18 protein-coding genes and 1 other RNA gene are annotated in these 19,409 nt (G+C 64.8%); 13 read left to right on the top strand and 6 right to left on the bottom strand.

Going from position 1 to position 19,409, the window contains the following annotated elements:
• Positions 1–38: 38 nt before the first annotated feature.
• The 3 genes from zapE to gndA all read left to right on the top strand — a co-directional run bounded on the left by zapE (position 39) and on the right by gndA (position 3,643).
• Positions 39–1,109, top strand: coding sequence for a cell division protein ZapE (gene zapE / locus F0311_RS14085; RefSeq protein WP_150462555.1), 1,071 nt, complete (start codon positions 39–41; stop codon positions 1,107–1,109).
• Between the two features lie 93 nt (positions 1,110–1,202).
• A complete protein-coding gene (gene ppk2 / locus F0311_RS14080) occupies positions 1,203–2,135 on the top strand; it encodes a polyphosphate kinase 2 (RefSeq protein WP_223881364.1) in 933 nt (310 codons plus the stop codon).
• Positions 2,136–2,179: 44 nt separating this feature from the next.
• Complete coding sequence (gndA, locus tag F0311_RS14075) at positions 2,180–3,643, top strand: NADP-dependent phosphogluconate dehydrogenase (protein ID WP_191089939.1); 1,464 nt, start codon at positions 2,180–2,182, stop codon at positions 3,641–3,643.
• A 44-nt stretch (positions 3,644–3,687) separates the two neighbouring features.
• On the opposite strand, the gene F0311_RS14070 is transcribed toward gndA, so the two are convergent.
• Complete coding sequence (locus F0311_RS14070) at positions 3,688–4,140, bottom strand: reverse transcriptase-like protein (protein WP_191089938.1); 453 nt, start codon at positions 4,138–4,140, stop codon at positions 3,688–3,690.
• 71 nt (positions 4,141–4,211) lie between these two features.
• Entirely contained in the window at positions 4,212–5,057 is an 846-nt protein-coding gene (locus F0311_RS14065) for a Nif3-like dinuclear metal center hexameric protein (RefSeq protein ID WP_150462553.1), read from the bottom strand.
• A gap of 71 nt (positions 5,058–5,128) precedes the next feature.
• On the opposite strand from F0311_RS14065, the gene msrA reads away from it, so the two are divergent.
• From msrA to epsC, 3 genes are read left to right on the top strand one after another with little or no spacing between them, the layout of a single operon-like run.
• Positions 5,129–5,668 carry a peptide-methionine (S)-S-oxide reductase MsrA gene (gene msrA / locus F0311_RS14060; RefSeq protein WP_150462552.1) on the top strand — a complete coding sequence of 180 codons (540 nt, stop codon included), beginning with the start codon at positions 5,129–5,131 and terminating at the stop codon, positions 5,666–5,668.
• A 56-nt stretch (positions 5,669–5,724) separates the two neighbouring features.
• Positions 5,725–6,657, top strand: a complete 933-nt coding sequence (gene cysK, locus F0311_RS14055; RefSeq protein WP_150462551.1) for a cysteine synthase A — start codon at positions 5,725–5,727, stop codon at positions 6,655–6,657.
• The gene (epsC, locus tag F0311_RS14050) at positions 6,654–7,244 is read left to right on the top strand and encodes a serine O-acetyltransferase EpsC (protein WP_223881363.1); all 591 of its coding nucleotides are present in this window, start codon (positions 6,654–6,656) and stop codon (positions 7,242–7,244) included. Before cysK ends, epsC begins: the two co-directional genes overlap by 4 nt.
• Here epsC and F0311_RS14045 read toward each other — a convergent pair.
• Positions 7,241–8,002 (bottom strand): YaaA family protein, encoded by a 762-nt coding sequence (locus tag F0311_RS14045; RefSeq protein WP_191089937.1) that lies wholly within the window; start codon positions 8,000–8,002, stop codon positions 7,241–7,243. The genes epsC and F0311_RS14045 overlap by 4 nt on opposite strands.
• A 46-nt stretch (positions 8,003–8,048) precedes the next feature.
• On the opposite strand from F0311_RS14045, the gene rnpB reads away from it, so the two are divergent.
• The 6 genes from rnpB to F0311_RS14015 all read left to right on the top strand — a co-directional run bounded on the left by rnpB (position 8,049) and on the right by F0311_RS14015 (position 14,668).
• An RNA gene (rnpB, locus tag F0311_RS14040) (RNase P RNA component class A) lies at positions 8,049–8,407 on the top strand.
• A gap of 82 nt (positions 8,408–8,489) precedes the next feature.
• Positions 8,490–9,929 carry a glyceraldehyde-3-phosphate dehydrogenase gene (locus F0311_RS14035; protein WP_150462549.1) on the top strand — a complete coding sequence of 480 codons (1,440 nt, stop codon included), beginning with the start codon at positions 8,490–8,492 and terminating at the stop codon, positions 9,927–9,929.
• Between the two features lie 26 nt (positions 9,930–9,955).
• Positions 9,956–11,500, top strand: a complete 1,545-nt coding sequence (mptB, locus tag F0311_RS14030) for a polyprenol phosphomannose-dependent alpha 1,6 mannosyltransferase MptB (protein ID WP_150462548.1) — start codon at positions 9,956–9,958, stop codon at positions 11,498–11,500.
• Positions 11,497–12,972 (top strand): DUF2079 domain-containing protein, encoded by a 1,476-nt coding sequence (locus tag F0311_RS14025; RefSeq protein ID WP_223881362.1) that lies wholly within the window; start codon positions 11,497–11,499, stop codon positions 12,970–12,972. The genes mptB and F0311_RS14025 overlap by 4 nt, the downstream gene beginning before the upstream one ends.
• Positions 12,973–12,983: 11 nt before the next feature.
• Positions 12,984–13,976 carry an acyltransferase family protein gene (locus F0311_RS14020; RefSeq protein WP_150462547.1) on the top strand — a complete coding sequence of 331 codons (993 nt, stop codon included), beginning with the start codon at positions 12,984–12,986 and terminating at the stop codon, positions 13,974–13,976.
• 197 nt (positions 13,977–14,173) lie between these two features.
• Positions 14,174–14,668 (top strand): single-stranded DNA-binding protein, encoded by a 495-nt coding sequence (locus F0311_RS14015; RefSeq protein ID WP_150462546.1) that lies wholly within the window; start codon positions 14,174–14,176, stop codon positions 14,666–14,668.
• On the opposite strand, the gene ettA is transcribed toward F0311_RS14015, so the two are convergent.
• Both ettA and F0311_RS14005 read right to left on the bottom strand, forming a co-directional pair.
• Positions 14,665–16,347 carry an energy-dependent translational throttle protein EttA gene (gene ettA / locus F0311_RS14010; RefSeq protein ID WP_150462545.1) on the bottom strand — a complete coding sequence of 561 codons (1,683 nt, stop codon included), beginning with the start codon at positions 16,345–16,347 and terminating at the stop codon, positions 14,665–14,667. The genes F0311_RS14015 and ettA overlap by 4 nt on opposite strands.
• 41 nt (positions 16,348–16,388) lie before the next feature.
• Complete coding sequence (locus tag F0311_RS14005) at positions 16,389–17,093, bottom strand: hypothetical protein (RefSeq protein ID WP_150462544.1); 705 nt, start codon at positions 17,091–17,093, stop codon at positions 16,389–16,391.
• A 17-nt stretch (positions 17,094–17,110) separates the two neighbouring features.
• Between F0311_RS14005 and F0311_RS14000 the strand changes: the two genes are divergently transcribed.
• Positions 17,111–18,151, top strand: a complete 1,041-nt coding sequence (locus F0311_RS14000; protein ID WP_150462543.1) for an acyl-CoA thioesterase — start codon at positions 17,111–17,113, stop codon at positions 18,149–18,151.
• Here F0311_RS14000 and F0311_RS13995 read toward each other — a convergent pair.
• Entirely contained in the window at positions 18,139–19,398 is a 1,260-nt protein-coding gene (locus F0311_RS13995; RefSeq protein WP_150462542.1) for a glycosyltransferase, read from the bottom strand. The two genes, F0311_RS14000 and F0311_RS13995, sit on opposite strands and share 13 nt — an antisense overlap.
• Positions 19,399–19,409: the final 11 nt, after the last annotated feature.

Below are 19,409 nucleotides of genomic sequence, written 5' to 3'. Positions count from 1 at the left end.
CCCAAACCGCAGTGCCCGGCAGGCGTAAGGTGGAGTCCATGCCATCTGATCCTGCCGCACCACTTGCTGAACGAACACCCCAGGTCACCGTGGAGGACCTGCTGGCCGGACTGCGTCCCTCATTCCGGTTCGCAGAAGTCTCCTTCGACAGCTACATCCCCGATCCCGGTCACCCCTCCCAGGCTGAAGCGGTGGCAGCACTGCGCGAGTTCTCCGGCACCGTGGGACAGCAGACGTCGTCGTCTTTTCTGGGCAAGCTGTTCAAAGGGAAGTCCAAGCCGGCTGGTCCGGCCGGGATCTACTTAGACGGTGGGTTCGGAGTGGGCAAGACCCACCTGCTGGCCTCCCTCTACCACGCGGCAGGAGAGCGGGGAGTGCCTGAGCACAAGCGGGCCTTCGGCACTTTTGTGGAGTACACCAACCTGGTGGGCGCACTGAGCTTCCGCAAAACCGTGGAGGTCCTCAGTGACTACCAGCTGGTATGCATCGACGAATTCGAGCTCGACGACGCCGGGGACACCACCCTGATGTCGAGGCTGCTGCGCGAGCTGGCCGATGCCGGGGTGAAGCTGGCTGCCACCTCCAACACACTGCCCGGAGCACTGGGTGAGGGCCGGTTCGCCGCCACCGACTTCAAGCGCGAGATCCAGGTGCTCAGCCGTCAGTTCCGGGTGATCCGGGTGGACGGAGAGGACTACCGGCACCGCGGACTGCCTGAGGCGCCGCCCCCGCTGAGCACCGGGCAGCTGGAGGCCTTCGCCGCTGAGCACTATCCGGAGAAGACCCGGGTGGCTGATGAGTTCGGCCCGCTGTGCGAACGTCTCAGCAAGGTTCATCCCAGCCGGTACCGGCAGCTGATCGCTGGGGTGGAGGTCCTGGTGCTCAAGGATGTGCAGACCATTGAGGGTCAGTCACTGGCACTGCGGTTTGTGGTGCTGGCCGACCGGCTCTATGACCAGGACGTGAAGATCATTGCCTCCGGGGTGCCCTTCGATGAGCTGTTCACCGCCGAGATGCTCTCCGGCGGGTACATGAAGAAGTACTACCGGACTGTCTCCCGACTCACCGCGCTGGCCCGTGCCGGGCAGATGGGCGAGCAGGCTCTGTAGGCGATAGTCTGATAGGTCACAGTTCATCTGGAATTTACGCAGACCTGGTTCGATGACAACAGCGTCATCGGCACCGGGAGAAGGAGCACAGCTGTGGTCAAACAGGACCTCTGGGAGGGCATCGAGGCCAATAAGCCCCGGCAGAACCTGCGTGAGTTCATCGACCAGCTGCTCGAGGGCGGGTACACGGTGGAGGACGGCCACACCCCGGACCCGGATCTCATTGACCCGCAGGGCAATGCGGTGGAGACCTGGCAGGAGAACTACCCGTACCAGGAGCGGCTGAGCCGCGACCTCTACGAGCTCGAGAAGTATCACCTTCAGGTGGAGCTGCTGAAGTTCCAATACTGGGCCGAGGACTTCGGGCTCAAGCATGTGCTGGTGTTCGAAGGGCGCGACGCCGCCGGCAAGGGCGGAACCATCAAACGCTTCACCGAGCACCTCAACCCGCGCACCGCCCGAGTGGTAGCCCTGAACAAACCCTCCGACCGGGAGAAGAGCCAGTGGTACTTCCAGCGCTATATCTACCACCTGCCCACGGCGGGTGAGATGGTGCTCTTCGACCGCTCCTGGTACAACCGAGCCGGGGTGGAGCGGGTGATGGGCTTTTGCACCGACGAGGAGTACGAGACCTTCATGGACCAGGCACCGGTATTCGAGAAGATGCTCATCGACGCCGGCATCCACCTGACCAAGTTCTGGTTCTCGGTGACCCAGAAGGAACAGCGCACCCGGTTCGCCATCCGGCAGATCGACCCGGTGCGGCAGTGGAAGCTCTCACCGATGGACCTGGAGTCCCTGGACCGGTGGGAGGCCTACACCGAGGCCAAGGAGGAGATGTTCCTGCGCACCGACACCGACCATGCGCCCTGGATCACCATCAAATCCAATGACAAGAAGCGCGCCCGGCTCAATGCCATGCGGTACTTTCTCTCCCAGTTCGAGTACGAGGGCAAGGACCATGAGGTGGTGGGGGAGCCAGACCCGCTGATCGTTCAGCGCGGCCGCGATGCCGTGGGCGACTAGGCCGATAGGATGGGTCGAGGATCACAGAGACCTCGACATAGGAGATGCCATTGGGTGCTGATATTGGAGTGACCGGCCTTGCCGTGATGGGTGCGAATCTGGCCCGGAATCTGGCCCGGAACGGGTATACGGTGGCTCTGCACAACCGGACGGCGGCTCGCACAGATGCGCTGATCAACTCGTATTCCGCCGAAGGGAATTTTGTCCGCACTGAGACCCTGACGGAATTGGTGGAGTCTCTGGAGCGGCCGCGCCGGGTGCTGATCATGGTCAAGGCTGGTGCCCCGGTGGATGCTGTGATCGATGAGCTGACCCCACTGCTGGATGAAGGCGATATTGTCATCGATGCCGGTAACTCCTTCTACGAGGAGACCCGCCGCCGGGAGGCTGCACTACGGGAGAAGGGCCTGCATTTTGTAGGGGTTGGTGTCTCCGGGGGTGAAGAGGGTGCCCTGAACGGGCCTTCGATCATGCCCGGCGGCTCTGAGGAGTCCTACCGGAGCTTGGGCCCGATGCTGGAGAAGATCGCAGCACAGTACAACGGTGAGTCCTGCTGCGCGTGGGTGGGCACTGACGGGGCCGGGCACTACGTGAAGATGGTGCACAACGGGATCGAGTACGCCGATATGCAGGTCATCGGTGAGGCCTATGACCTGATGCGCTCTCTGGCCGGGATTGAGCCCGAGGCTCAGGCAAAGGTCTTCCGGGAGTGGAACACCACCGATCTGGCCTCCTACCTGATTTCGATCACTGCAGATGTCTTGGAGCAGGAGGACGAGCTGACCGGCCGTCCGCTGGTGGACGTGATCGTTGATGCTGCCGGGCAGAAGGGCACCGGACGGTGGACGGTGATCTCTGGTCTTGAGGTCGGCTCCCCGGTGACCACGATTGCGGAGTCGGTCTTCGCCCGTTCGGTCTCCTCGCAGCTTCAGCTGCGCGAGATCACCACTGATGTCTTCCCCGTCGGTATCAATGAGGCGGTCACGGCTGAGGAGTTCTACGGCACTGAGGAGTCCCGTCAGGACTTTGTGGAGGATATCCGCAAGGCGCTGTATGCCTCCAAGCTGGTCTCCTATGCTCAGGGCTTCGATATGCTCACCGCCGCCGGGGCAGAGTACGGCTGGAGCCTGGATATGCGGACTATCGCTTCGCTGTGGCGGGCCGGGTGCATCATCCGGGCGGATCTGCTGGATACGATCATGAAGGCCTATGAGACTCAGGACCAGCAGCCGGCGAATCTGCTGCTGGCTGAAGAGTTCACTGAGGCGATCAGCGAGTGCCTGCCGGCTTGGCGGCGGGTGGTGGCTGCGGCGGCCACCTACGGGGTTCCTGCTCCGGTGTTCAGCTCCTCGCTGGCCTACTACGACTCGCTGCGACGGGACCGGCTGCCGGCCGCACTGACCCAGGGGCTGCGTGACTACTTCGGCGCCCACACCTATCAGCGCATCGATAAGCCTGGTACCTTCCACACCCGCTGGTCTGAAGACCGCACCGAAACCGAGGTGTGAGGAGCCGAGTGCGCCATGTGCGCGCCGGCGGGACCAGTTACTGATCAGCCTGGCTGAATTGCACTGACGGCGGGATCCCATTCGGTGTCCGCTGCGGAGGCGTCCATGGCCTCATTGCTGAGCCTGTCGGCGTCGCCGTTCTCATCACGGGGGATCCAGGTGTAGGTGACCTGCATCGGGGAGAGGATCTGGCTGGCCTCCTGAGCCAGCCGCTTCATGTCCTCGTGCTTGATCTTCCAGCGCCCGCTCATCTGCTCGACCACCAGCTTGGAGTCCATGCGGACCTCCACATAGGCATCGGGGTTGATCTCCCGGGCGAGTTTGAGCCCTTCGATGAGCCCGGTGTACTCAGCCACATTATTGCTGGCCCGCCTGCCCAGCGGCACCGCTGCGGCAGCCAGAACCTCTCCCTGCGGATCACGGACCAGGGCACCGGCCCCAGCGATCCCGGGGTTGCCGCGGGACCCGCCGTCGGCCTCAACAATCAGATCAGTCACGATGAGAAACCTTACCCTGTGCCACAGAGGAGACCCGATAGAAGGGCGCGTGCCGTAGGCACGCCATAAGCTCAATGGCCTGGCGTGATGACCAGATCCCAGGGGTCGGTGTTGATGCCTGAGACGGCGATCCCTACCTGGTAGTCCCGGTCACTCAGGGCCCGGTCCAGGGTCTGTGCTGCGGCCGGCAGCCACAGCCATTCGCTGGCGAAGTGGGAGACATCAATCAGATAGGGACGGCCTCCGCGCACTGCCTCGCGGGCCTCAGAGGCCGGGTGGTGGCGTAAATCCGCGGTGATGTAGACATCGGCCTCAGCCTGACGGGCTGCGGCCAGCAAGGAATCTCCCGCACCGCCGCAGAGCGCAACCCGTTGAACGATGGCATCCCGGTCACCAGCCACCCGCACACCACCGGCCACTGCGGGCAGGATGCCGAACACCGTGGCGGCGAACTCGCCCAGGGTGGTGCCTTGGGGCAGGCTGCCGATGCGTCCCAACCCCTCCTCAGGAAGACCGTCCCCAGTGGGTTTCAGCGGCTGGGCATCCTGAAGGCCGAGGATCTCGCCGAGCACATCATTGACCCCGCCTACGGCAGAGTCCCCGTTGGTGTGGGCGGTCAGCAGGGCGCAGCCAGACTCGATGAGCCGGTGCACTGCCTCGCCCTTGAAGGTGCCGGCCTCCACCGAGTGCACCCCGCGCAGCAGCAGCGGGTGGTGGGTGATCAGCAGGTCCGCTCCGGCAGTGCAGGCCTCCTCCACCACGGCGGAGACCGGGTCCACCGCAAAGTGGATCTTGGCCACCTGCGAGTCTCGGCGCCCGGTCACCAGACCCACCGCGTCCCAGTCTTCAGCCAGGCTGGCGGGCCACAGGTCCTCGACCACGTCGAGGACCTCCTGCAGAGTCGGAGTCTGAACCATGCTCCTCAATCTAGTGCCAGTCAGTCCGGCCTACCAGGAATGAACCGCGCAGGTGCTGAGTTTGCACCGGTATGAGTGAACGCACGGTTGTGCTGGCCGCAGGGTGCTTCTGGTGCCTGGACTCCATCGCCCGCAAGCTGCGCGGAGTCAGCGGGGTTCGTTCCGTCTACACCGGCGGCACCGGCCCGGCGAACTACATGGCAGTCTGTTCCGGCACCACCGGCCACGCAGAAGCCGTGGAGATCACCTTCACCCCCGATGAGCTTCCTACGGCTGTGCTCTATGAGATCTTCTTCTCCACCCACGACCCCACCAGCCTGAACCGGCAGGGCCACGATGTGGGCACCCACTACCGCTCTGCCATGTTCTACACCTCTGAGGCGGAGAAACAGGAGTTCCAGGAAGCCATCGACGCCGCCCAGCCCCTCTTCAGCAAGCCCATCGTCACCGCACTGGAGCCCCTGGGAGAGGTCTTTGAGGCCGAGCCGGAGCACCAGGACTTCCACTCCCGCCGTCCTGAGGTGGGCTACTGTCACTTTGTCATCGACCCCAAGATCGCCAAGCTTCGGGCCGGCTGGAGCCAATGGCTGGGTCAAGAGACCCCCGTCTGAACGATAGTCTTAGCTGAAGATGCACACAGCGCCCGTCCACTGAAAGGACTGCACCAATGCCCCTGCTGAAGAACATCACCGAGGCCATCGGCAATACCCCGCTGGTCAAGCTCAATAAGCTCGACGCTGACCTGCCCGGCAATGTGGCGGTCAAACTGGAGTTCTACTCCCCGGCCTCCAGCGTGAAGGACCGGATCGGTGCGGCCATCATCGACGCAGCCGAGGCCGCCGGGGTGCTCAAACCCGGGGGCACCATCGTGGAGGGCACCTCCGGCAACACCGGCATCGCCCTGGCCATGGTCGGTGCAGCCCGAGGATACCGTGTGGTGCTCACCATGCCTGAGACGATGTCCACTGAGCGCCGGGTCATGTTGCGTGCCTACGGGGCTGAGATCGTGCTGACCTCCGGGGCAGACGGTATGCGCGGGGCGGTGGAGAAGGCCAAGCAGATCGTCGAAGAGACCGAGAACGCCATCTGGGCACGGCAGTTCGCCAATGAGGCCAACCCCGCCATCCACTACAGCACCACTGGGGAGGAGATCTGGCGCGACACCGACGGCACCGTGGGTGTGCTGGTCTCTGGAATCGGCACCGGCGGGACCATCACCGGTGCCGGCCGGAAGCTGCGCGAGCACAACCCGGATCTGCACATTGTGGCTGTGGAGCCCGAGGACTCCCCGATCCTCTCCGGCGGGGCGGCAGGCCCGCATAAGATTCAGGGCATCGGGCCGAACTTTGTGCCCGAGGTGCTCGACACCGAGATCTACAACGAGGTGGTCCAGGCCAATCTGGAGGATGCCATCTCCACCGCGCGCCGGCTCGGCACTGAGGAGGGAATCCTCGGCGGAATCTCCACCGGCGCCATGGTGGCCTCCGCGCTGAAGATCGCAGCGCGAGAGGAGATGGCTGACAAGCTCATCGTCACCATCGCCGCAGACTTCGGCGAACGCTACATCTCCACCCTGCTCTATGAAGACATTCGCGGATGAAAAAAATGATCAAGCGGCTGCGTGAGGATATTACCGCCGCCCGTGAGCACGACCCCGCCGCCCGTTCCGACGTCGAGATCGTGTTGGCCTACTCAGGGCTGCATGCCGTCTGGGTGCACCGGGTGGCCAATAAGATGTGGCAGGTGCCGCCGCTGAAGACCCCGGCACGGGTGGTCTCCCAGATTGCCCGAGGGCTTACCGGCATCGAAATCCATCCCGGGGCCACTATCGGCCGGCGCTTCTTCATCGATCACGGCATGGGGGTGGTGATCGGCGAGACCGCTGAAATCGGTGATGACTGCATGCTCTACCAGGGGGTGACCCTGGGCGGGACCTCCCTGGAGCAGACCAAGCGGCATCCCACGCTCGGCGACGGGGTCACCGTCGGCGCTGGGGCCAAGGTGCTGGGCCCGGTGGAGATCGGTGAGCACTCAGCGGTGGGTGCCAACGCAGTGGTGGTGAAGTCAGCACCGGCTCACTCGGTGCTCATCGGCGTGCCTGCCAAGGACCGCAAGCGCCGTGAGGAGGAGCATAAGCCGCTGGTGGACCCGGCTCACTACGAGCTGGACCCTGCGCTGTTCATTTAGCTGATCAGGTCCAGCTGGTGGGGGTCTCTGCCCCCGGCGGGGCGAACCTCGACCCTCCATCGCCGGGAGGCGATGTGGGCGACCTCGTCGATGCTCTCCGGCGCAGTGCCAGCCTGCAGCAGCATCCCGGTCAGCTCCCCGCGGGCGGCCTTGGCGAAGTGGGTGACCACCTTCCGCTGACCGTTCTGCTCGGTGAAGCTGTTGACCTGCAGTCTGCGGGACCGATCCCCGGGGAAGGGCTTCTGATAGGACCCTGAACGGCAGTCCACCAGCAGTCGGTCCTCAGCCAGCTCGCCCAGGGGCTGGGCCAGCTGATTCTTCCAGAACGTGCCCAGGTTCCCCAGCGGCGGCAGCTTCACATCCATCGCGCAGCGGTAGGCCGGAATCCGGTCGGTGAATCCGGTGACCCCGAACAGCCCGGAGAAGATCAGCACATGCTCGGCCGCCCGCTCCAGCTGCTCAGCAGACAACGACGCCGTCCCCAGACTCTCGTAGAGCACCCCGGTGTAGATCTGCCAGGCAGGGGCTGCCGCGGCATGGCCGAGCTGACGGTTGGCCGCCACTTCGGCCAAGACCTTGGCGCCGACTTTGAGCACCTGCTGGGCGTCCTGTCGACCGGAGGCCTCCACCAGCGCTTGAAGCACCTGCCTGCGGGCATTGGCGAGCCCAGGCAGAGTCAGCTGCGCCAGGTTCAGCGGCGGGGCCTCGTCGTTCTCTGGGGCGGTCTTGCCCTCACTGGGCGGGAGCAGGATCAGCACCGGAATACCCTAACAACCTTCGGCGCTGTACTCTCGTCACCAGGGACGGGTCGGCCAGACCATCGCGGCATGCTGCTGGGAGACCAGCAGCGTGTCGAGGAAAGTCCGGGCTCCACAGGGCAGGATGGTGGGTAACGCCCACTCGGGGAAACCCGCAGGCCAGTGCCACAGAAAACAGACCGCCCGCAGCATGCGGGTAAGGGTGAAACGGTGGGGTAAGAGCCCACCAGCGCCGCAGGTGACTGCGGCGGCTCGGCAAACCCCATCCGGAGCAAGGTCGAGCAGGATGCGCTTGAGGGCTGCCCGCCCGAGCATCCGGGTAGACCGCTTGAGGTGAAGCGGCAACGCGGCACCCAGATGGATGATGGTCCGCGACAGAACCCGGCTTACCGGCCGACCCGTCCCCGCAACCCCACCCCAAGGACCTTGGGTAGACTCATGTTCGTTTGAAGACAACGACGTCTCTGTGAAAGGACCTCAGACCCGCATGGCCGAAGTGAGCAAGCACCTCAACGAATGGATCGACCGCGAAGCGATGGCCGAGACCATGATCCCGCTCATCGGGCGGCTCTACCGGGAGAACAATGTAGTCACCGGCATCTACGGCCGGCAGCTGGTCAACCAGTCAGCCATCGACATTCTCAAAGCGCACCGGTTCGCCCGCCAGGTGGACGAGGTGGAGCTGCCCATCTCAGAGACCCTCCCCCTGGTGCAGGCCCTGACCACTCTGGACCTCGGAGCCGCCAGCATCGACCTGGCCCGGCTGAACAGTAAGTTCAAAGCCTCAGGCAGCGCGGTGCTCGAAGCCTTCCTCCGCGAGGAGCTCTCCGAGGTGGTGGGCAGGAAGGGCCAGGGCCGTGCTGAGCCGCAGGATGTGGTGCTCTACGGCTTTGGGCGCATCGGGCGCCTGCTGGCCCGGATCATGGTGGGCCACGCCTCCTCTGCCACCGGGCTGCGGCTGCGCGCCATCGTGGTGCGTCAGGGCAAGGGCAATGACCTGGCCAAGCGGGCCTCCCTGCTGCGCCGGGACTCGGTGCACGGACCTTTCGCCGGCTCCATCCGGGTGGATGAGGAGAACAGCGCGATCATCGCCAACGGCACCTATATCAAGGTGATCTATGCCAATTCCCCGCAGGAGGTGGACTACACCGCCCACGGGATCAGCGATGCCGTAGTGGTGGACAACACCGGCATCTGGCGTGATCAGGAGAGCCTCAGCCAACACTTGCAGTCCAAGGGCGCGGGCCGGGTGCTGCTCACCGCTCCGGGCAAGGGAGAGATCAAGAACATCGTCTACGGGGTCAACCATGGGCAGATCGACAACGCGGATACCCTCCTTTCCGCGGCGAGCTGCACCACCAACGCCATCACCCCGGTGGCTAAGCTCATGGCCGACCAGTACGGCATCGATCACGGGCACGTAGAAACCGTGCACTCCTACACCAACGACCAGAATCTCATCGACAACTTCCACAAGGGTGAGCGGCGCGGCCGTTCCGCTGCCCTGAACATGGTGCTCACCGAGACCGGGGCGGCCAAAGCAGTGGCCAAGGCGCTGCCCGAACTGGCCGGCAAGCTCTCCGGCAACGCGATTCGGGTGCCCACCCCGGATGTTTCCATGGCTATTCTTAACCTGGAACTTGAGCGGGAGACCACCAAGGAGGAACTCAACCGGTTCCTGCGCCGGGAATCCCTGGAGGGGCCGCTGCACTCCCAGGTGGATTACATCGACTCCGCCGAGGTGGTCTCCACAGACTTCGTGGGCTCCACCGCCGCCGGTGTGGTCGACGGGCTGGCCACCATCGTCAACGGCAAACAGGCCATCCTCTACGTCTGGTACGACAACGAGTTCGGCTACTCCGCCCAGGTGGTGCGTGTCCTTGAGCACATCGCGCAGTCCGAACCGCCCAAGTTTCCCAAGGTGTAGCGGGCGCGGGTGATAGTTTCTCTTAGGTGCCCAGCCTGAGTTCCCCGCCAATCCTGCGCGCCCTGATCCAGGGGTTTGCGGGATCGCTCCTGGTGCTCTTCGGCTCCTTCGGAGTCGGCTGGTTGGCCAATGCCTCGGCCATCAACCGGTGGTCCTGGGTGATCCCGCTGCGCACCGAGCCCGCCGGCGTCAGCCTCTCCACAGTGATGCTGACCCTGGGCTGCTGGGTGATGTTCCACGCCTGGCTCTTGCTGGGCCGCGCACTGCGCGAGGCTGACCGGAAGGCCTGGCAGCCCGGCAGCCTGCGGGTGGTCAACATCGCCACCGCCATCTGGTCGGTGCCCCACCTGTTCTGCCTGCCGATCTTCTCCCGGGACGTCTATGCCTACGTGAACCAGGGGCGGCTGGTGCTGGCCGGCCGCGACCCCTACCAGGACGGGGTCTCCGAGCTGGACAACTGGTTCCACTTCGGCACCGACCCCATGTGGGCCCAGTCCGAAACCCCCTACGGGCCCATGTTCCTCTGGATCGAAGCAGTGGTCATGCAGGTCACCAACAACCATGTGGACACCGCCGTGTTCCTCTTCCGGCTGGCCTGCGTGGCCGGGGTGGTGCTCATCATGTTCTACCTGCCCAAGATCGCCCAAGCCTTCGGGATCCACGGCGGCCGGGCCCAGTGGCTGGCCAGTGCGAACCCGCTGTTCATCATCAGCTTCATCTCCAGCGCCCATAATGACGCGCTGATGATGGGCTTCGCCCTGGCCGGGATCTACTTCGCCGTGACTGCGGATAAGCACTGGTCCAGGGGAGTGGCCGCCGCGGTGCTGGTGACCGTCTCGATCGGCATGAAGATCATCTCCATGGTGCTGCTGCCGTTCATCGGACTGATCTGGGCCGCCCACCTCTACCAGCGGTATCCGCAGCTGCATGCCTGGGTCTGGCGGTTCATCTGCTGGGCAGCGACCGCCGGCATCGCAGCAGCCGTTCTGCTGACGGTGGGATGGATCAACGGCTACGGGCTGCGCTGGGTGATGGTGCTGGCCGGCACCGGAGACACCGGAGCCAGCTTCTGGTCCCCGATGGGCATCCTCAATGACGCGCTGACCAACACCCTGCACGCCTTCGGCCAGGACGCCTCCTGGACCCTGGACACCATCCGGGTCACCGGCCGTGCGCTGAGCGTGGTGATTGTGCTGGCACTGATGTTCATCGGTGAGGACAAGCACCTGATGCACCGGATGACCTGGGCCTTCACCGCCCTGGTGGTGCTCTCTCCGATCATCCACCCCTGGTACCTGCTCTGGCTGCTGCCGCTGTTCGCGGTGATCGGCATTCGCAACGACTGGCAGACCAGATGGGTCATCTTCACCGTGGGCTTCTTCATCTGCTACGGCGCTCAGGACCAGCTGAGCGTCTGGGCGTTCCTGGACCTGGATGAGCAGATGCTCCAGCTGAGCCTGACCACCTCGGTGATCAGCATGGTGCTTATTGCCCTGCTTCCCAGCGTGCACTGGGTCTGGCGGCGCGGCTGGTTCGACCGACCGCGCCGGACTGAGGACGCCGAGTCATGATCCCGCTCAAGCACTGGCTCACCCTGGCCACGGTGATGGCTGCGGCCGCCGGGCTCTATCTGGCACATTCGCTGCTGCGGTTCGGCAATTTTGAGGCCCGCGGCTACGATCTGGGCATCTTTGACCAGGCGATCCGGCAGTACTCCCGGTTCAACGCACCGATTGTGCCTATCAAGGGCGAGGACTTCCACCTTCTGGGCGATCATTTCCACCCGATCATCGCCGTACTGGCCCCGCTGTACTGGATCTGGGACGACCCCCGGATGATCAACCTGGCACTGATCGTCCTGCTGGTCTCCGCTGCGCTGCCGGCCTACCTGGTGGTCCGCGAGTGGTTCAGCCACCGCGTCGCTCTGCTGGCGACAACCGCCATGCTGCTGTGGTGGCCCTTCCAAGCCTTCATCAACTGGGACTTCCACGAGATTGCCTTCGGAGTCCCCCTGATCGGCTGGGTGATCTGGGCCATCGAACGACGCCGCCCCTGGACAGCAGTCATCCTGGCTTCCGTCCTGCTCCTGGTCAGGGAGGATATGGGAGCCGTTCTGGTGGCCGTCGCGGCAGTGCTGGCGATCAAGCGGCACTGGGTGCAGGCTGCCGTGCTGGCAGTCATCGGCGCGGTGGGCTTCTGGCTGGTGGTGGGCGTCGTCGTGCCCTACTTCGCTCTGGACGGTGAGTTCTCCTACTGGGACTACACCGCGTTGGGGCCCAGTGCCGGGGCTGCCGCGGTGTTTCTACTCACCCAGCCGTGGAACGCGCTGCCGATCCTGGTGGACCACCCGTTGAAGATCGCGCTGCTGACCGCACATCTGGTTCCGTTGTGGCTGCTGCCGCTGCTCTCGCCCTATGCGCTGATTGCCGCTCCGCTGCTGCTCTCCCGGCTGTTCAATGACCGGCTGACCGTCTGGGGATTGGTGTATCACTACGATGCGATCATTGCCGTGATCTTGCTGTTGGCGGCCTTCGACACCCTGCGACGGATCCGCCGCTGGCGAGGCAAGGGCAGGGGAGAGTACCGTCCAGCGACTGTCTTGCCGGCGGGACTTATTGTGCTCAGCCTGGCAGGCGGGGCCGTACTGCACTTCACCACTGAGCGGGAGCAGCAGATCTTCCCGCTGCACTGGACCTACACCGGGCAGAACTGGCAGGCCGATGAGCGAGCCGAGGCTCACCAGCGGGCGGTGGACCTGATTCCCGATGGTGCCTGCGTGGAGGCCGCTGACACCGCAGCACCGCACCTGACTCAGCGCAGCTACACCGGGCTGGCCGGCACCCTGGACGAGGACCGGGTCAATTGGCTGATCATCGACGCCACTGAGGATGAGCTGGGCGGCAGCGAGCCGCTGACCCCAGATGAGGCCTTCGCCCGAGCAGAGCGCCTGGGCTTCGAGACCCTCACCGCCGACGACGCCGGGCTTTGGGTGATGCACCGTGACATCCCCAATCACCCGGTCTGCACTGAGTACCTGGAGTAGTCTTGTCCATCGTGAAATCTCAAGTCCCACGCATGCAGTGGATGGACTTCCTGCGCGGCATCGCGGTGCTGCTGGTGGTGGTGCTGCACGCCAACACCAGCCATATCGCCGGGGCCAGTGTGGACTGGTGGACCGATGTCAACCGGCACCTGACGCCTTTCCGGATGCCGCTGCTGATGTTCATGTCCGGGATGCTGCTGCACCGTTCCCTGGCCAAACCGCTGCCGGTCTACATATGGGGCAAGATGGCTGCCATCGCCTGGCCGCTGCTGGTGTGGATGTTCCTCTACGGGTTCTTCATCCGCAGCGGGATCGGAGTCCCCGATGACCTGCTGGACTACCTGGCCACCGGCGACTACCTGTGGTTCCTGATGAGCCTGCTGCTCTGCTATGCGGCCGCCATGGTTTTCAAGCCCCTGGCCCGGCGTTTCCCCTCCGGGCACAGCTGGGGGTACCTGGCGGTCTTTCTGGCGATGATCGGCACCTACGTCAGCACTGATGTGGTGCATGGCGGGCTGAGCGGCTCTACCTTCTGGTACGGGGCGTTCTTCTTCTTAGGTGCCTGGGCGGCACATATGGTGATTCGGTGGGTGAGAGTCCCTTGGGGAGTGGTCGTACCTCTGCTGCTAGTGGCTGTCTGGCTGGCCAATATGGGCGTGGATGACCGCAGCCTGCGCATCGGCACTCCGGCTGCGGCAGGGATCTCTGTGCTCGGCATTGCTGTGCTCCTATGGCTGGCGCCCCGCCTGCCACGCGGGATGCTGGTGCGGTGTGTGGAATGGTGCGGGCGCAGTTCGATTGTGGTCTATGTGGCGCACTTCCCGATTATTATTCTGCTGCGCGACCAGGTGTTCACTCACCTACAGCTGGCCGACGGGCCTCGGGTGCTGCTGATGACCACAGCCGCTCTGGTGCTTACCGTGCTACTGGTGGCGCTGCGCCCCTGGACACCGTTCCTGTATGTGTTGCCCGGGCACCGGCGAGTGGCCGCCAGGCTGCGCTAGCCAGAGTGTGTGCCAGAGTTTTCCCCAGTCGAGTCCTGCTGGCCACGGACACGCCGGGTTCTCCACAGGCAGGCATTTTTCTGCCTTAACCATGCAGCGCGCCCTGCAGACTCAGGATTGTGAGCCGATGGCGCATACTCACGGCCCGCCACCGGCTCCCCCCCGTCAGCAGGCCGTGAAGCAAGGAGGTCTCAGCGATGTCTGAGTCCATCACCGTACGCGGCTACGCCGGGAACAAGCCCGAGGTCCGGATGACAAATAATGGAACCGAGGTGGCTACCTTCCGGGTGGCCTCCACTCCGCGCTGGCGTAACAGCACCACCGGGGACTGGGCCTCCGGGGAGACCAACTGGTACTCCGTGGCCGCCTTCGGAAACTTTGCCAATAACGTGGCCGAGTCCATCAGCAAAGGCGATCCCGTGGTGGTGGTCGGCCGGCCCAAGATCCGCACCTGGGAGGGCAAGGAGGGTGGCACTGGCACCGAGGTGGAGATCAACGCCCAGACCGTGGGCCACGACCTCAAATACGGCCGCAGCAGCTTTGCCAAGGTCAACCGAGAACCTCAGACCAGGCAAACTGAGACTGAACAGGTGGACACCGAGACCGGTGAGATCACCGGTCTGCCGGTTCAGGACCAGCCTGCCGATCCCCGCTGGGAGGGCGAGCCGGACCTAGAACGCCAGGCTGCTTAGCCGCGCGTCAAACGGCGGTGGGTGACTCGGCTGGGACGCGCTGCCTCTGGGCCGAGTCGCTCCACCTTGTTCTTCTGGTAGGCCTCGAAGTTGCCCTCGAACCAGTACCAGTTGGCGGGGTTCTCCTCGGTGCCCTCCCAGGCGAGTACATGGGTGGCTACTCGGTCCAGGAACCAGCGGTCGTGGGAGATGACCACAGCACAGCCGGGGAACTCCAGCAGAGCGTTCTCCAGGGATCCGAGGGTTTCCACGTCGAGGTCGTTGGTGGGCTCATCGAGCAGCAGCAGGTTACCGCCCTGTTTGAGGGTCAGGGCCAGATTCAGCCGGTTGCGCTCACCGCCGGAGAGCACCCCGGCCTTCTTCTGCTGGTCGGGTCCCTTGAACCCGAAGGCCGAGACATAGGCGCGTGAAGACATCTCCACTGCCCCCACGTGGATGAAGTCCAGGCCGTCGGAGACCACCTCCCAGAGACTCTTCTCCGGGTCGAGGTTTGAGCGGTTCTGGTCCACATAGGAGATCTTCACCGACTCGCCGATGATCAGTTCCCCGGCGTCGAGCTCATCGAGCCCCACGATGGTCTTGAACAGGGTGGACTTTCCCACGCCGTTGGGGCCGATCACGCCCACAATGCCGTTGCGGGGCAGAGAGAAGGACAGTCCGTCGATGAGGCGGCGGTCCCCGAAGCCCTTCTGCAGGTTCTCGGCCTCGATCACCTGGGTGCCCAGGCGGGGGCCCGGCGGGATCTGGATCTCCTCCAGATCCAGCTTCTTGGTGCGCTCGGCCTCGGCGGCCATCTCCTCGTAGCGGGCCAGACGGGCCTTGGACTTAGTCTGGCGGCCCTTGGCGCTGGAACGCACCCATTCGAGCTCTTCGGCCAGGCGTTTGGCCAGTTTGGCGTCCTTCTTGCCTTGGATCTCCATGCGGGAGCGCTTCTTCTCCAGGTAGGTGGAGTAATTGCCCTCATAGGGGTAGAGCCGGCCGCGGTCCACCTCGCAGATCCATTCAGCTACGTGATCCAGGAAGTAGCGGTCGTGGGTCACGGCCAGCACGGCACCCTCATAGGAGGCCAGGTGCTGCTCGAGCCAGAGCACGGACTCGGCGTCAAGGTGGTTGGTGGGCTCGTCCAGCAGCAGCAGGTCCGGCTTAGAGAGCAGCAGCTTGCACAGGGCCACACGGCGGCGCTCACCTCCGGAGAGATGGGTGACCGGCTCCTCCGGCGGGGGGCAGCGCAGAGCATCCATGGCCTGCTCCAACTGAGAGTCCAGGTCCCATGCATTGGCGGCGTCGATATCCTCCTGGAGCTTGCCCATCTGCTCCATCAGGGCATCGAAGTCGGCGTCAGGACTGGACATCTCATCGCTGATCTCGTTGTAGCGGACTACCTTGGAGTAAATCTCGCCCACGCCCTCCTGGACGTTGCCCAGCACGGTCTTCTCCTCGTTCAGCGGCGGCTCCTGCTGCAGGATTCCCACCGAGTAGCCGGGGGAGAGCCGGGCCTCACCATTGGAGGGCTCGTCGAGTCCGGCCATGATCTTCAGGATGGTGGACTTACCGGCTCCATTGGGACCCACTACGCCGATCTTGGCCCCGGGGAAGAAGCTCATTGTCACGTCATCCAGGATGACTTTGTCGCCCACCTTCTTGCGGGCCTGGATCATTTGGTAAATAAACTCAGCCATAGTGTCACCAGCCTAGCCGACTCAGCACTTCCGGCTGGTCGCTACGCGGTGCGGGTAAGGATGAAACCGCCTGCGGAGGTCAGCCGCAGCCATCTGCCGTGGCGGTGCACTGCGGTGCCGGCGCGCCCATCAGTCGGCTGGGAAGGCTCGGGGCGAGTTCCGGTCTTCGCTTGGTTCAGCCGGTCGTCGTCGTGATCTGTGATGAACCCCAGGGAGAGGGCCCCGAAGGCAGCTCCGGCCGGGATACTGTGCTCCAGCGGCCGTGCCCAGATGCGTTCTCGAACCTGCTCCACCACATGGGCCCCGGCGGCCTGCGGCACCGTCTCAGCCACCTCAGCGATCCCAGCCTCAGCCGCAGCACGCAGCTGCGCATCAGGTACTGTGCCCACCGGCTCCCAGCCCGAGCGCGGAGGAGTCACCGCGGCCCAGGGCACATTGATCCGGCTGGGCGGCAGGGCAAGCTGCACTTCCACCGGGTTCATCCGGGCCAGCCGCTCACTGATCGAGCCCAGCTCTACGGTGACATCGGCAGTGGAGGGCTCGGCCAGTGCCATGGTGCGCAGTCCCAGCACGGCAGGGATACGCGAGGTCAGCGTGGAGGGCGTCATTACCGGCAGCCAGGCCGCCAGTACGGTGCCGGCCGCCTGGAGCCGGATGCCATGCTCATTGATGCGGCGCCCACGTTTGATGTACGTGCTGAGATCCTGAAGTGCGGCGGCTTCGGCGAAGTGCAGATACTGGGTCATAGGATGGATATTGTTTCATGCACCGCCCGAGACTGAAGGAGCTGGACGTGGCCGAGCGCGAGTACCGAGTCCCTACCCCTGAGGAAGCGGTCAGCCAGCTGGTGGGCATGCTGGATCTGGAGGCCCTGCCCGGTGACGGCGGGGAGGACCGGTTCCTGGCCCCGGTGTTCGAGCAGGCGTTCTGGCGGGTCTTCGGCGGCCAGGTGCTGGCCCAGGCGGTCACCGCAGCGATGCGCACTGTGGACCCTGAGCGGGCGGTGCACTCGGTGCACGGCTACTTCCTGCGGCCAGGCGATGCCACCAAACCGATCGAGGTCAGTGTGGAGCGGCTGCGCGACGGCGGCTCCTTCTCCGCCCGGCGATCGCACGCCATCCAGGACGGCAAACCGATCCTGTCGATGATCACCAGCTTCCAGAAGCCCGCCGCCGGCCCGGAGCATCAGGCTCCTATGCCGCTGGGCATCCCCGATCCCGAGGAGCTGCCTGCCCCGGAGGAGCTGGTGGGCCATGTCAAACATCCGGTGATGCAGGAGTGGGCGCGCGGGCGTCCCTTTGAGATCCGGCATATCGACCGGCCCATCTACCTGGAGGCCGATCGGGACCATCGGCCCACTTCCGCAGTCTGGCTGAAGACCCGGACCCCGCTGCCCGATGATCCCAATATTCACCGAGCCGCACTGCTCTACGCCTCGGACTACACACTGCTGGAGCCGGTGCTGCGCCAGCACGGCTTCTACTGGGCAAAGCCGGGACTGAAGGTGGCCTCTTTGGACCACGCCATGTGGTGGCATCGGCACGCCCGTGCCGATGAGTGGCTGCTCTACGTCAAGGACTCCCCAGCCGCACAGAGCTCACGGGGGTTCAGCCACGGGGCCATCTACACCCGGTCCGGGCAGTTGGTGGCCTCCACCGCCCAGGAGGGCATGATTCGCCCGCCGCAGGGGGTCAAACCGTTGCTGCAGGAGACCGTGCAGAAGCGGGCAATCAATGCCGGAAGGGCGCAGAGGCAGCTCAATCAGAAGTACAAGACTGCCTGGCGCTCCCGCTACATGGACTGAGCCCGCCGGTAGGCGACCATCGCCTGGGCGGCAGTGGACCGCCAGGAGTACCGCTGGGCCAGCTCCACTGCGGCAGTGCTGTAGGCCTTCCACCTCTCCCAGTCCCCGGCCAGCCGCAGCAGGGCGGCAGCCCAGTCAGCCGGATCCAGAGAGTTGATGAGCATCCCGGTGGTGCCGTGGTCCACCAGCTCGGCCAGTCCGCCCACATTATGAGCCAGCACCGGTGTGCCGCAGGCCTTGGCCTCCAGGGCTACCAGCCCGAAGGATTCACTGTAGGAGGGCACCAGCACCGCATCCGAGGTGCGGAACAGCTCAGCCAGCTCCGGATGCGGCAGCGGCTTCTTGAGTTCGACGACGTCCGTAATTCCCTCGGCCTCCGCAAGGGCAGAGATATCCACCGCATCCGGGCCCGACTGCCGGCCGGCCACCGTCAGCTGGACAGGCAGGTCTGGGCTGAGCCGTCGTAGTGCGCCCACCGCGGCCACGGCCACATGGGGTCCCTTATGCGGCTGCAGCCTGCCGGCGAAGGTCAGCCGGAATGGCCGCTGACCGGGCGGGATGTGCCGGGGGTCCTGCTCTGCGGGCGGGTAGAAGGTGTTCAGGTCGGTGCCGGGCTGGACCATGGCGATCCGTTCCTCATCCACTCCGAAATGGCGCTGCAGATCGGCGGCCTCTCGTCGGGTATTGGCGGTCAGTGCGGCAGCAGCTGCCGCGATCCGCTCCTCCGCAGGGTGCCTGCGTGGGTCCTCCACTGCGGAGGGATCACGCTCCTGCTTGACCGCTCCGATGGTGTGCATGGTGTGCACCAGAGGAGCACCGGTCTGTCGGGCAAGGGTGAGCCCGGCCAGCCCGGAGATCCAGTAGTGCGAGTGCACCAGGTTCACCGGCGCCGCCCCGGCCCTGCGCAGGCTGACCGCGGCACGGTCGGCCAAGTCGTCCAGACATTCGATGAGCCGGGACTTGTCCTGCTGGCAGCTGTCCCAGACTCTCAGCACGTGAATGCGCAGCCCCGGGTGCAGGGTGCGGATGCAATCACCTGGGGGTGTGGAGGGGCCTGCGGCGTTCTCGTACTGACCGTCCAGATCGGTGGTGATGATGTCTACGGTGGCGGTGCTGCGCCCAGCCAGGGCGTGGGAGAGCGCATTGACGTAGACGTTGAGCCCCCCGGCGTCGCCGGTGCCGGCCTGGGCCAGCGGAGAGGTGTGCAGGCTGAGCATCACAATACGCAGCGATGGCTCTCCTGTCATGGGCTCCTCTC

Origin of the sequence: Nesterenkonia ebinurensis, assembly GCF_008711175.1 — a bacterium.
Lineage (GTDB): Bacteria > Actinomycetota > Actinomycetes > Actinomycetales > Micrococcaceae > Nesterenkonia > Nesterenkonia ebinurensis.
Note: the sequence above shows the minus strand (reverse complement) of the source record. Positions and strands in the feature narration are given on the sequence as shown.